The organism is Pseudomonas parafulva (assembly GCF_002021815.1).
Taxonomy (GTDB): domain Bacteria; phylum Pseudomonadota; class Gammaproteobacteria; order Pseudomonadales; family Pseudomonadaceae; genus Aquipseudomonas; species Aquipseudomonas parafulva_B.
On sequence record NZ_CP019952.1, the window covers coordinates 2,290,219 to 2,303,472 of the forward strand.

The window sequence follows — 13,254 nt, forward strand, 5'->3', positions numbered from 1 at the left end:
ATGAGCGTTCATGGGGTCAGGCGCGGACTCGGTCTTGGTTGCCGGTTGCCACCGTTCAAGGCGACGGGCGAAAAGGAAGCGCGATTCTACGGGCTTGCAGGGTTTTGCCAAGGGTTGACTGCCTGCGGCGCGATGCCGCAGTCTCGGAAAGACATGCCAATGTCTTTCCCAGGCAAATCGCCCGCTCCCGCTCCCGCTCCCGCTCCCGCTCCCGCTGTTGCTGTTGCTGTTGCCGTTGCTTTGGCTTTTGCTTCTGAGCGCGCGGTAGTTCAGGCGCCGCAGATCGCGACTTCAGGAGGCCGAGCGCAGGGCTTGCGCAGGGAGGTGACAGGCATGGATGCCTGTCAAGCGCTGGGCCCCAGGATGGGGCCTGCAGCGCGGTCCTCCCGGGAGCAAGCCCGGAGCGAGGGAACCCCGAAGCGCAGCGTAGGGGCCGGATGATAGGAGCAGGCGGTTTTTGCTCACTTTTTGACAAGACAAAAAGTGAGCCGCCGTAAGGGCGGAAAGGTGACTGTGCGCCACCCGCGCCAATGAATACCAACTTGCTGTGCGCGCCCACGCTTTCAAGTTTCAAGTTTCAAGTTTCAAGTTTCAAGTTTCAGGTTTGATTGCGTTGGCGTGGGTATTGAAAGAGAGCATAGTCCATTTGCGATGGCGACGCTTAGTCACCTTTTCGCCCTTACGTGAACTGACCCCCAAAAGTTGGACAGTGAGCGCTATGGGGCCAGCGCGTGGGTCCGAAATTGTATCGGACTCAGGCCATCAAGTCTGAGGCTGATGCGTTTTTGGTTGTAGTAAGCGATGTAATCATCAAGTCCTGAAGCCAACTGCTCGACATTTTCAAACGACTCCAGGTAAAAATATTCGCTCTTGAGTGTGCCGAAAAAGCTTTCCATTGCGGCGTTGTCTAGGCAGTTGCCCTTACGCGACATACTCTGCTCAATGTTCTTCTCGGCCAGCATATGCCGGTAAGTGGGCTGCCTGTACTGCCATCCTTGATCGGAGTGCAATATCGGTTTATCACCTGGATTCAGCCGCTCAAAGGCTTGCTCAAGCATTGCCGAGACCATCTTGAACTCCGGGCGCCGGTTAATCTGATAAGCGAGGATTTCGCCGTTATACAGGTCCATCAACGGCGAAAGAAACAGCTTCTGCCCCTTCACTTTGAACTCTGTCACGTCGGTTGCCCATTTCTGATTAGGGGCTCCTGCCTTGAATTCTCGCCTGAGCAGATCAGGCGCAACCAGTCCCTCTGAGCCTCGGTACGAGCGATATTTCTTCGCCCTGACCAGCGACTGGAGACCCATAAGCTGCATCAGTCGCTGCACCTTCTTGTGATTAATCATCCGACCGTTGTGCTTGAGGGTCTCAGTGATCCGGCGATAGCCATACCGTCCCTTATGCTCGTGATAGACGTTGTTGATACTCTCTTTCAAAGCCGCATGCTTGTCAGTCAACAACACCTTGCTTTGGTAATAAAAGGTACTACGTGCAAGCCCGGCGGCACGTAACAGCAGAGCGAGTCGATGCCCGTGCCTCAAACCCTGGACAGCCTTCGTTTTCTCGCCTGCGCAGTGCGAGGGTCCGCTTGGATCAAGGCATCGAGCTTTTTTAGGTAAGCATTCTCCGCACGCAGATATTCCAGCTCTTCGAGCATTTGCTCGGGTGTCAGGTCGCTATCCGAAGCGGTAGGAGGACTTGCGCTGGTTTTTTTCGATGGCTTACGGGGCATGCTCAACTCTCGGGTATGATGCGGATGAAGTGCTTCAACTCCGCCTTGATCATACAACCTTTTCCACTGCCTGATGCTACTTGGACCACGAATATCAAACTGGATGCAGGCTTGCTGGGCAGACAATCCTTCTTGCTCAATGCACTGCAAAACCTTCAATTTGAACTGGGCATCGTAGCGGCTGTACTTGGCACTTAAACCGGCTGCGCCGTGTTTTTCATAGCCCTTTACCCACCGACGTAGCATCGATGGACTGAGGTCATGCTTTAGCGCCACTTCATGAATGCTAGGAGCAGAAAGGCACTCTTCGATGAGTGCCTGTTTGAGCGCCAGGTTGTATTTCGTCATGGAACACCCTCCGGTGAGATAGGTGTCCAACATTCGGGGGTCAGTTCAACGGGCGAGTCACTTTTTGTCAAACGCGACAAAAAGTAACCAAAAAACGCTGTGCTCCATTCATACGGCCCCTACGCTGCGCTTCGGGGTTCCCTCACTCCGGTCTTGCTCCCGGGAGGACCGCGCTGTAGGCCCCATCCTGGGGCCCAGCGCTTGACAGGCATCCATGCCTGTCACCTCCCTCCGCAAGACCTACGTTCGGCCTTCTGAAGTCGCGAAGATCAAGATCAAGGTCAAAATCAACAGAAGCACTAAAAGAAACAGTAACCTGTTTTAACTTTGAGTAGAGGTGTCTGGTTGCGCTTAATAGTTATATTCGGAACAGTATTCACGATATCTGCTGACGTATATAGCACTTAAGTGCGACATTGCCGGGGCGCCTGACAGGCCGCAATAGGTTGCGAGACAGCCCCGGCAATCTATGCTGCGAAGCTAAATTCCTGGGGCCGCGCCACAGCCCACCGTTGCTCTTCGTACCGGGAAAACCCCGACAGCCACCTTGTCAGTCCTCAAGCCACTGCGGGCTATTGAAATTATTCAACCGACAATCCTCTTCAGCGCAATCAACCGCCGCTACAGGCGAGCCGAGCAAGGCTCTCTGCAAACTGCGCTCTCCAGCGTTCCAGGCTTGCGCAAGCAGTGGCAGGATGGCGTGGGGCAGCACGCTGAACATCGGTTGCCAATACCCACCTTGGCGGACCATGGCGGCACTGTTGGCCGTTAAAGCGGCGCGCCGCAGGTCGTTGACTAACATCTGATCGATCTGTGGCGCATCGCATGCGAGCACCACCATCCATCCGTGCCGCGCTACCGCCAACCCGGCAAGCACGCCAGCCAGTGGGCCAGGGAAGCCGGCCTCGGTATCACTCACGCATTGCTCGGCGTACCGCTGGTACACCTGCTTATTGCGATTGCAAGAAACGATCAGGTCATCACTGAGCCCACGAACCACCGCATGAACGTGGGCAATCAGAGGACGGCCTTGCCAGTCGATCAGCCCTTTGTCACGCCCACCCATGCGTTGGCCACGGCCGCCGGCGAGCATGAGGACAGAGCAAGGGGGCAGGGTAGCAGGCATGAAAAAGGGTTCCTGGCAGTCAATGCCCGAAACCCTCCCACTTCACGCTTCGCTTGTCCAGTCAGTGACCGCGCGTGGCTGGCTCGTGGCCAGGCTCCAGTGGTCGTCGGCGCCCGGACAAACGCATCACCACGACAAAGAACACCGGTACGAAGACCACCGCCAGTGTGGCACTTAACATACCGCCAATGACCCCCGTACCGATGGCTTGCTGGCTTGCCGAGCTGGCACCGGTGGCGATGGCCAGTGGCACCACCCCAAGGATGAACGCCAGAGACGTCATCACGATGGGCCGCAGGCGCAGGCGGGCAGCCTCGAGTGCAGCCTGGGTGGCATCCATACCCTGGTCCACCAGGCTTTTGGCGAACTCGATGATCAGGATGGCGTTCTTTGCCGAAAGCCCGATCAAGGTGATCAAGCCCACCTTGAAGAACACGTCGTTGGGCATGCCGCGCAGTGTGACCGCCAGCACCGCACCCAGAATGCCCAGGGGGACCACCAGCAGCACCGCCGTGGGGATCGACCAGCTTTCATACAATGCCGCCAGGCACAGGAACACCACCAGCAGCGACAGGGTCATGAGTACCGGCGCCTGGCTGCCCGAGAGCCTTTCCTGCAGCGACAATCCGGTCCATTCCAGCCCTACGCCGGGCGGAAGCTGCGCCACGATTTGCTCGATCTCGGCCATGGCCTGACCGGAGCTTTGCCCGGCTGTCGGCTCACCCGAAATGGACACCGCCGGGTAACCGTTGTAACGCGTCAGCTGGACTGGGCCGCTGACCCATCGGGGCTGGACGAAGGCGCCAAGCGGCACCATCTTGCCGACGCTGTTGCGCACGTGGATCTTCAGCAAGTCTTCAACCTGGCTGCGCTGATCGCCCTCAGCTTGCACCACCACCCGCTGCATGCGGCCTTGGTTTGGAAAGTCATTGACGTAGCTCGAACCCACGGCTACGTCCAGCACCGAGCCGATATCGGCGAACGAGACCCCCAGCGCATTGGCCTGACGGCGGTCGATCTCCAGCTCCACTTGCGGGCTTTCGGCCAGGGACGCCTCGCGCACGTTGGTCAGTAGCGGGCTCTTGCTCGCCTTGGCCAGCAGCTCGTCACGTGCAGCCATGAGTTGGGCATGACCCAGCCCACCCCGGTCCTGCAGGCGGAACTCGAAGCCGGTGGACTCGCCTAGCCCGTCAATCGGCGGCGGCAGTACGGCGAAGGCGATGGCGTCTTTGAGCTGTGTGAATGCCATGTTCGCGCGATCGGCAATGGACTGGGCACTGTCATCGGCGCCACGTTCGGACCAGTCCTTCAGGGTCGTGAAGGCCAACGCGGCATTTTGGCCACTGCCGGAGAAACTGAAACCCAGAATTACCGTGGTATTGCCCACGCCAGCTTCACCGCCGTTGTGCGCTTCGATCTGAGCCGCTACTTGTTCGGTCCGCATGCGACTAGCGCCTGGCGGCAGTTGGATATCGGTGATGGTGTAACCCTGATCTTCGGTGGGCAGGAAGGCGGTGGGCAACTGACTGAAGCCGTAGCCCAACACGCCCAGCAGCACGGCGTACACCAGCAGGTAGATCCCGCTGCGGCGAAGTGCTTGGGACACCCAGCCCTCATAGCCCTTGCTCATACCCTCGAAGCGCCGATTGAACCAGCCGAAGAAACCGCCGCGCTGATGATGCTCGCCTTGGTTCACAGGCTTGAGCAACGTCGCGCACAGCGCCGGCGTCAGGCTCAGGGCAAGGAAGGCCGAGAACAGAATGGAAACTGCCATGGACACCGAAAACTGCTGGTAGATCACGCCGACCGAGCCCTTCATGAAGGCCATGGGCAGGAACACGGCTACCAGCACCAGCGTGATGCCGATGATCGCCCCGCTGATCTGGCCCATGGCCTTGCGTGTGGCTTCCCGTGGCGCCAGGCCTTCTTCAGCCATGATTCGCTCAACGTTCTCGACCACCACAATGGCGTCATCCACCAGAATGCCAATGGCCAGGACCATGCCGAACAGGGTCAGCACGTTGACCGAGAAGCCCAGTAACAGCATCACGCCGAAGGTACCCATCAGCGCCACGGGCACCACGAGTGTGGGAATCAAGGTATAACGCAGGTTCTGCAGGAACAGGAACATCACCGCGAACACCAGCACCATCGCTTCGAACAGCGTGCTGATGACCTGCTGTATGGAGACCTTGACGAAAGGCGAGGTGTCGTAGGGTATATCGTACTTCACACCCTCCGGGAAGTAGCGCGCCAGGTCCTTCATCTTGGCGCGCACCAGTGTGGCCGTCTCCATGGCGTTGGCACCCGGGGCCAGCTGCACGCTGAATGCGGTGGCCGGTTTGCCATTCAGGCGCGTGCCGTACTGATACTCCTGGGCACCGATTTCTACCCGTGCTACATCACCGATGGTCACCACCGAACCGTCGGTATTGGCCCGCAGTACAATGGCGGCAAACGCTTCTGGCGTGGTCAGTTGGCCCTTGACCACCACGTTGGCGGTGATCTCCTGGGTAGCGGGGCTGGGCAGGTCGCCGATGCTGCCGGGCGCTACCTGCGCATTCTGGGCGCTGATGGCTTCGGCCACGTCGTTGGGAGTGAGGTTCAGGCCGACCAGCTTTGCCGGGTCGATCCAGATGCGCATGGCGCGCTCGGAGCCATACAGCTGCGCTTTGCCGACCCCCTTGATGCGCCGGATCTCGTTCATCACGTTGCGCGCCAGGATGTCGGACAACGCGGTCTCGTCGAACTTCCCGTCCTCGGAGGTGAGCGTGCCCAGCAGCAGGAAGCCAGTGGACACCTTTTCCACCTGCAACCCTTGTTGGGTAACCGGGCGTGGCAGGCGCGACTCGACCACTTTCAAGCGGTTCTGCACGTCGACCTGGGCCAGGTCGGGCACGGTGCCCGGCTCGAAGGTGGCGGTGATGGTGGCGCTGCCCAGGCTGCTCTGCGACTCGAAGTACAGCAGGTTGTCGGCGCCGTTGAGCTCCTGCTCGATCAGGCTGACCACGCTTTCATCCATGGTTGCCGCCGAGGCGCCAGGGTATACGGCGTAGATCTCTACCTGCGGTGGCGCAACATTGGGGTACTGCGCCACAGGCAACTGAGGAATGGCCAGGGCGCCAGCCAGCAGGATGAACAGCGCCACCACCCAAGCGAAAATAGGGCGGTCAATGAAGAATTGCGGCATCGATCAAGCCCTCACTGGCCGGTGTGCTGGGTGACGGAGGTGGCCTGGGGCGCGGTGTCGATCTGCACACGTTCGCCTGCCTTGGCATGTTGCAGGCCTTCGACCACCACCTGGTCACCGGCAGCCAGGCCGTCGCGCACTACCCAGCGGTCGCCCTGTACGCTGCCCAGGACCACCTGCCGTTCGCTGACCTGAGACTGAGCATCCACGACCAGCACCTTCGGCACGCCTGCACTGTCACGCAGGATCGCCCGTTGCGGGACACTCAGGCCTTGCGCTTGCACGGCCTGGGCCAGGCGCACGCGCACATAGCTGCCTGGCAGCAAGTCGAGGTTGGGGTTGGGGAACTCGCTGCGCAGGGTGATCTGATTGGTCGAAGGGTCGACCTGGATGTCGGAAAACAACAGCTTGCCAGGCAGCGGGTAGGCACTGCCGTCGTCCTCGATCAAGGTGACACTGGCCTGGTCTGCGTCGACCCGTTGAAGCTGGCCGGCACGCAAGGCCTTGCGCAGCGCCGTGATCTCACGGGTTGACTGGGTGACGTCGACATGAATGGGGTCCAGTTGCTCGATGGTCGCCAGCGGCGTGGCTTCGTTCTGCCCGACCAATGCGCCTTCGGTGACCTGGGCGCGGCCAATGCGGCCAGCGATGGGGGCGGTGACGGTGGCGTATCCCAGGTTCAGACGGGCTCGTTGCACGGCTGCCTTGGCCTCGGCCACCGCTGCGTTGGCTTGCAGCAGGCTGGCCTTGGCGTTGTCGTATTCCTGGCCGCTGACGGCCTTGTCGTTGACCAGCTCGCGGTAACGCTGCTCTTGCAGGCGAGCCTGATAACGGGTGGCGTCGGCTCTGGCCAGTGCCGCCTGAGCGCTGTCCAGGTCGGCCTTGAAGGGTGCCGGATCGATCTGGAACAACACATCGCCCTGCTTGACGTCGCTACCTTCGCGGTAGACCCGTTTGAGCACCACGCCGGCCACCCGAGCCCGCACCTGAGCGGTACGCGGCGCCAGAATGCGGCCGTTGAGCTCGCTGGTAATGGCCAACGGTTGCAGTTGCAGCGTCTCGACGCGCACATGCGGGACCGGGGCTTGCTGTTCGGGTTCGTCGCTAGCGCTACAGCCGCCCAGGCTCGAGCCTACAAGCGCCAGAAGCGCCAGAAGCGCCATGCGGCGCAGGGTAACAGTGAATGTGTCGGACATTGGGATCTTCCGCTGATGATCTGCGCTATGCTACGGCACCCGGGTCATGATTGGCTGTTAACAGCTGTACGGGGAGTGTGAAAAAGTGTGAAACGATGGGTTGTGCACCGTGATGTTTCTATAAGCTTGGGCCACTATAACGCAGCGCTCACCTGGCCATGCCGAGCCGCAGTGCTGCAAGTCCCTATATCTGCCTGCCAAGCGACCCATGCCCACTATACTTCTGGTCGAAGACGACAGCGCCCTGGCCGAGCTCATCGCCAGTTACCTGCAACGCAACGAATTCGTGGTCCGGGTCATCGCCCGGGGTGACCACGTGCTGGACGAATATCGCCGGGACAAACCCGACCTGGTGATTCTCGACCTGATGCTCCCAGGCATGGACGGCCTGCAGGTGTGTCGTCAATTGCGCCATCAGTCCCAATGCCTGCCAATCCTGATGCTCACCGCCCGCGATGACAGCCATGACCAGGTGCTGGGGCTGGAAATGGGTGCTGACGACTACGTCACCAAGCCGTGCGAGCCACGGGTGTTGCTGGCAAGGGTGCGCACCTTGCTGCGCCGTAGCGGTAACGAACCCAGGCTGGACCATGACCTGATCGTGGTAGGTGGGTTGTGTATCGACCTGGCCGAGCGCACCGTCACCTGGCGCGGCGAGCCTGTCGACCTGTCGGCCGGGGAATTCAACCTGCTGGTCGTGCTGGCGCGCAATGCCGGGGTGGTGCTCAATCGCGACCGCATTCTTCAACAGCTGCGCGGTATCGAGTTCAACGGCACTGACCGTTCGGTGGACGTGGCCATTTCCAAACTGCGTCGCAAGTTCGACGACAACGCAGGCGAAGCACGCAAGATCAAGACGGTCTGGGGCAAAGGCTATCTGTTCAGCCGTGTCGAGTGGGAGTAAGCCGCGATGTTCAAGATCCTGGTGCGGCTGTATCTGCTGATCATCGTGGCCTATGCCGGAGCCTTGCTGTTCATACCCGACACCATCGTGGGGCTGTTTCAGGAACGCTTCATGGCCTACAACCTCAGCCAGACCAAAGGTGTGCAGACGCTGATCGTGCGTCAGTTTCACCAGGCTCCCCAGTCCCAGTGGCCTGTCGTGGCGCAGGCGCTTGCCGACGATTTTGCGCCCTTGCAGGTACAGCTGCTGCGTATTGACCATGCCCGCTTGGATGAAACGGAGCGCGCACGATTGGCACAGGGGGAGTCGGCAGTGCGCCTGGCCCAATGGGGCTACTACGAAACCCTGCTGGCGCCATTGGACAGCCATTGGCTGGTACGCCTGGATTCGCCGCCCGATCCTTTGGACATCAACGTCCTGTCCTGGGGCGTGACGGTGTTGATCGGGGCCGCGATGCTCGGTTGCCTGTTGCTCTGGGTATGGCCGCACTGGCGTGACTTGGAGCGCTTGAAGGAAACTGCCCGGCGCCTGGGCCAAGGGCAGATGTCCGAACGCACGCATATCTCGGCGCATTCGAACATTGGCGAACTGGCCAGGGTGTTCGACACCATGGCAAGCGACCTTGAACGCCATGTCAATCAGCAGCGCGAGTTGCTCAATGCCGTGTCCCACGAGCTGCGCACGCCTCTGACACGCTTGGATTTCGGTTTGGTGCTGCTATTTGACGAAGTGCCGCCGGCCAGCCGCAAGCGTTTGCTAGAGCTGGTCGGGCATGTGCGAGAGCTGGACGAACTGGTGTTGGAGTTGTTGTCCTACAGCCGTTTGTACAATGCCGACCAGGCGCGCGAGCGGGTGGAGGTGTCGTTGCTCGAGCTGGTGGACAGCGTGCTAGGCAGCTTTGCCGAGGAGTTGGACGGGCGTGGCATCCAGTGGGAGGTGCATGCCGACGCCGAGTTGCCACGCTTCGTGCTCGATCCGCGCCTGACGGCCCGAGCAGTGCAGAACCTGGTGCGCAATGCCATGCGCTACTGCGAGCAGCGCCTGGTGCTGCGCTTGCGCCTGGAGCCCGACGGAGCATGCCTGCTGACAGTAGAAGATGACGGCATTGGCATTCCCGTCGAGGAGCGTGAGCGAATCTTCCAGCCGTTCTATCGCCTGGACCGCAGCCGTGACCGCAGCACGGGTGGATTCGGCTTGGGGTTGGCGATCAGCAGGCGGGCCATTGAGGGGCAGGGCGGGACCTTGACGGTTGCCCAGTCCCCATTGGGCGGAGCGCAGTTCCGTATTCGCTTGCCCGCCGGGAAGGTGACCTGATGCCTGATGCCTGGTAGTAAGCCTCTTCTTTTAACCGGCGGGATCTTGTAGCGTGTCGGGTCGTCATTCAGGGAGCTGAACATGCAAGGCAAGGCCCGCAAGATCGTCCAGGCCATTCTCTACGAGGCCATCGCCGTGGCGTGCGTCGCTCCCGCCCTGGAACTGGCGTTCGGGGCGGGGATGGCGCAGTCCACCGTGCTGTCGGTACTGATGTCAGGCGTCGCCATGAGCTGGAACATGCTCTACAACTGGGTGTTCGAGCGCTGGGAGGCGCGCCAGCCTCAGCGCAAGCGCACACTATTGCGCCGCTTGCTGCATGCGCTTGGCTTCGAGGGTGGCCTGGTGGTCATCCTGCTGCCGCTGGTGGCTTATTGGTTGCAAGTCAGCCTGCTGGCAGCGCTTTTGACCAATCTGGCCCTGTTCGTCTTCTTCTTCGTCTACGCCTTCGTGTTCCAGTGGGGCTTCGACAAGGTTTTTGACGTGCCGTTGTCGGCGCAGCAGGCCAAGTGTTGACGTGCGGCCAGCCCTCGGGCTAACGTTCGGCGCATGAACCGCTATCAGCCTGCCTTCGCCAGCATTATTACCGCCATCATTGGATTGGCGGGCTAGCGCGAGCATGCACCGAACCCGCCCTGGAGGCGGGTTTTTTTCATCTGACTCCTGGGCACCGTTAACCGGCCAAGGAGTCGACGATGTCCAACCTGTGTTCCGCCCCGCGAGCAATCACCCCTCAGCAACTGCTGTCCGAGCAGGTTCGGCGTATCTTGGCCGCGCCCGTCTATGACCTGGCCATCGAAACGCCGCTGCAAGAGGCCGCAGGGTTGTCCGACAGGCTGGGTAATCGGGTACTGCTCAAACGCGAAGACCTGCAACCCACATTCTCGTTCAAGATCCGTGGGGCTTATACGCGACTATCGAGGTTGACGACCCGCCAGCGTCAGGCCGGCGTAGTGACCGTTTCGGCGGGCAATCACGCTCAGGGCGTGGCCATGGCCGCCGCGCACCTGGGCATGACGGCCACGATCGTCATGCCGTCCACGACGCCTTCGCTCAAAGTACAGGGCGTGCGCGCCCGCGGGGGACGGGTGGTGCTGCACGGTGACAGCTTCCCCCATGCCCTGGCCCATGCCTTGAAGCTGGCCGACCTGGAAGGAGCCACATTTGTGCCACCTTTCGATGACCCGGATGTGATCGCGGGTCAAGGCACGGTCGGCATGGAGATTCTTCGGCAGTGCCCTGGGCCGCTGCATGCCGTTTTCGTGCCGGTTGGCGGGGGTGGCTTGATTGCCGGAATCGCAGCCTATATCAAATACCTGCGCCCCGAAGTCAAGGTGATCGGGGTAGAACCGGAGGATGCCAACTGCCTGCAGGCCGCCCTGCAAGCTGGCGAGCGGGTGGTGCTCCCGCATGTGGGCACCTTCGCCGATGGGGTGGCCGTGGCCCAGGTGGGCGCCCACTGCTTCGAGCTATGCCAGCATTCTGTGGACGAGGTACTAACGGTCAGCAGCGACGCGCTGTGTGCCGCGATCAAGGACATCTACGATGACACCCGCTCGATCACCGAGCCGTCGGGCGCTCTGGCAGTTGCCGGCATGAAGCAATACGTGGACCGTGAGGGTATTGGCGGGCAGACACTGGTGGCTATCGATTCCGGGGCCAACATCAACTTCGATCGGTTGAGGCATGTGGCAGAGCGCGCCGAACTGGGTGAACAACGCGAAGCGGTGATTGCGGTGACCATCCCTGATCAGCCCGGTAGCTTCCGGGCGTTCTGCCAAGCATTGGGCAAGCGCCAAGTCACGGAATTCAACTACCGCTGCCAGCCGGGCAAACCTGCGCGTCTGTTTGTTGGAGTGCAAACGCACCCCGTGCAGGACCCGCGCGATCAGCTGTTGAGCGGTTTAAAAGCACAAGGCTATGACGTTGTGGACCTGACTGACAATGAACTGGCCAAGCTGCACGTGCGCCACACCGTGGGTGGGCCTTTGGCGCCTGGCAGTCACGAGCAGGTGCTGCGTTTCGAGTTTCCAGAGCGCCCCGGGGCACTGCTGGCGTTTCTGGAGCGCCTGGGCCAGCGCTGGAACATCAGCCTGTTCCATTACCGCAACCACGGTGCAGCCCATGCGCGGGTGTTCGCTGCGCTGCAAGTGCCTGCCGATGAGCGTGCCGGGTTATTCGTGGCGCTCGACCAGATGGATTATCGCTACTGGGACGAAACGGATAACCCGGCTTATCGGCTGTTCCTCGGCTGAGGCGGGGGTTCATCGCTCGCGCATGAAGAAACCGGCCACGAACTTGCGGAAGGTTTCAGGGCTCTTGAAGTCGGCATACCGTTTGAAGTTCTCGGTATCCGGTTCGGGCCCGATGGGTTGTTCAAGCAGCGATATGGACAGAACACGGTCTTGGTCGGACGTCATCACCAGTTCATCCATGAGCTGCCCGCCAACCACCGGACGGCGCATCTGCACCTTGACGCCCTTGCTGGCCATCCAGTCCACCAGCGATACCAATGCCTTGAGCGGTTCGCGTTCTTCATCGCGATAGACCGGAAACAGATGGCCCCGCGATAGCACCGGTACGCTGGCCACGTGGATTAGCTCAAAGAAGTGACTGCCGGGAGTCGTAGGTGAATAGAGTGCCAGCGTCAGCAGCGGGCCGCAGGTGCGCTGACCACCCCAGTACAGATGGTGGCCCTGGAAATCGAAACCGTCTTCGCTTCGGTAGTGAAAGACCTTGCGGCCCTTGATCTGGTCGATGCAGTCGAGCAGTAGCCCATGACGCCGGTGATTGCCAAAGATCGTGGCCTCACGCAGACGCGCCTTGAGCATCATCATGTGCTTCATGTCCAGGCGCGTTTCCAGGTAGTTGCTGGCCGGTACCCGTTCCACCAGCGGATAGCGACTGGCCACAGCACGCAGTTGAGCGAATTGCCCGGTCAGGTCCTGCTTCAAATGCGTGGCGTAAAGGTTCAGGCCGCTGGTCTCGATCCACGTCAGCAACAAGGCCAGCAACCGCTGTTGTTCGCGGCGCTCACCTGGCCCGTTAGTGCTTGTGCTTGCGCCCGTGCGAAAATCGCCGATCAGCCGCAGCGGCGTATCGGGGGGCAGCCAGGCCACCGGCTGGACAGGTGCCTGTGCACGCTCGGCCGCTTCCTGTTCATCCTTGGTAAAGGGGCAGCCTGGGGCATGTTCGGCCGTGCCAGGGTTGTTCTTGAGAAACAACGTACCGGTGTTGCCATTGAGGGTGACATTGAGCACAGGCAGGGCATCGGTGCGGCAATCGCAGGCCAGCCACTGGTTAGCGTTGCGCACCTTCATCAGCATCTGGTTGGCCTGCAGCAGGCGGGGCCCGGTCAAGCCGCCGGTGGCAAAGTCCACCAGCAGCGCGTCTTCGGCGGGCGTCAGGCTGCGCACCTGGGCGGCGGTCTTGTCGATGATACGCATT

General features: G+C 60.9%; 9 protein-coding genes. 4 read left to right on the top strand and 5 right to left on the bottom strand.

The window, feature by feature from the left end; all coding sequences use genetic code 11:
• Positions 1-716 precede the first annotated feature (716 nt).
• The 4 genes from B2J77_RS10410 to B2J77_RS10425 form a co-directional block, all read right to left on the bottom strand.
• Positions 717-2,080 (bottom strand): IS3 family transposase gene (locus B2J77_RS10410; protein ID WP_153302491.1). Its coding sequence is split into 2 segments (ribosomal slippage): positions 717-1,615 and positions 1,615-2,080, totalling 1,365 coding nucleotides; the frame shifts between segments, so codons are not numbered across the junction.
• Positions 2,081-2,630: 550 nt separating this feature from the next.
• Complete coding sequence (gene mobA, locus B2J77_RS10415) at positions 2,631-3,206, bottom strand: molybdenum cofactor guanylyltransferase MobA (RefSeq protein ID WP_078478579.1); 576 nt, start codon at positions 3,204-3,206, stop codon at positions 2,631-2,633.
• 61 nt (positions 3,207-3,267) lie between these two features.
• On the bottom strand, positions 3,268-6,396 hold the full coding sequence (locus B2J77_RS10420; RefSeq protein ID WP_078478580.1) for an efflux RND transporter permease subunit: 3,129 nt from the start codon (positions 6,394-6,396) through the stop codon (positions 3,268-3,270).
• Between the two features lie 11 nt (positions 6,397-6,407).
• A complete protein-coding gene (locus tag B2J77_RS10425) occupies positions 6,408-7,592 on the bottom strand; it encodes an efflux RND transporter periplasmic adaptor subunit (protein ID WP_078478581.1) in 1,185 nt (394 codons plus the stop codon).
• A 208-nt stretch (positions 7,593-7,800) separates the two neighbouring features.
• Here B2J77_RS10425 and B2J77_RS10430 point away from each other — a divergent pair, with 208 nt between their 5' ends.
• From B2J77_RS10430 to ilvA, 4 genes are all read left to right on the top strand, one after another.
• Positions 7,801-8,496, top strand: a complete 696-nt coding sequence (locus tag B2J77_RS10430; protein WP_078478582.1) for a response regulator — start codon at positions 7,801-7,803, stop codon at positions 8,494-8,496.
• Between the two features lie 6 nt (positions 8,497-8,502).
• Positions 8,503-9,810, top strand: a complete 1,308-nt coding sequence (locus B2J77_RS10435) for an ATP-binding protein (RefSeq protein WP_058637771.1) — start codon at positions 8,503-8,505, stop codon at positions 9,808-9,810.
• 81 nt (positions 9,811-9,891) lie between these two features.
• Positions 9,892-10,323, top strand: coding sequence for a PACE efflux transporter (locus B2J77_RS10440; protein WP_058637770.1), 432 nt, complete (start codon positions 9,892-9,894; stop codon positions 10,321-10,323).
• 179 nt (positions 10,324-10,502) lie between these two features.
• Positions 10,503-12,062: a threonine ammonia-lyase, biosynthetic gene (gene ilvA, locus B2J77_RS10445; RefSeq protein ID WP_078478583.1), complete on the top strand. Its 1,560-nt coding sequence runs from the start codon at positions 10,503-10,505 to the stop codon at positions 12,060-12,062.
• A gap of 9 nt (positions 12,063-12,071) precedes the next feature.
• Here the strand turns inward: ilvA and B2J77_RS10450 are convergent, their stop codons facing one another.
• Entirely contained in the window at positions 12,072-13,253 is a 1,182-nt protein-coding gene (locus B2J77_RS10450; protein ID WP_058637768.1) for a hypothetical protein, read from the bottom strand.
• Position 13,254: the final 1 nt, after the last annotated feature.

Coding starts and splice junctions, on each gene's coding strand:
- mobA (WP_078478579.1), bottom strand. CDS start 3,206: ATGCCTGCTACCCTGCCCCCTTGCTCTGTCCTCATGCTCGCCGGCGGC.
- B2J77_RS10420 (WP_078478580.1), bottom strand. CDS start 6,396: ATGCCGCAATTCTTCATTGACCGCCCTATTTTCGCTTGGGTGGTGGCG.
- B2J77_RS10425 (WP_078478581.1), bottom strand. CDS start 7,592: ATGTCCGACACATTCACTGTTACCCTGCGCCGCATGGCGCTTCTGGCG.
- B2J77_RS10430 (WP_078478582.1), top strand. CDS start 7,801: ATGCCCACTATACTTCTGGTCGAAGACGACAGCGCCCTGGCCGAGCTC.
- B2J77_RS10435 (WP_058637771.1), top strand. CDS start 8,503: ATGTTCAAGATCCTGGTGCGGCTGTATCTGCTGATCATCGTGGCCTAT.
- B2J77_RS10440 (WP_058637770.1), top strand. CDS start 9,892: ATGCAAGGCAAGGCCCGCAAGATCGTCCAGGCCATTCTCTACGAGGCC.
- ilvA (WP_078478583.1), top strand. CDS start 10,503: ATGTCCAACCTGTGTTCCGCCCCGCGAGCAATCACCCCTCAGCAACTG.
- B2J77_RS10450 (WP_058637768.1), bottom strand. CDS start 13,253: ATGCGTATCATCGACAAGACCGCCGCCCAGGTGCGCAGCCTGACGCCC.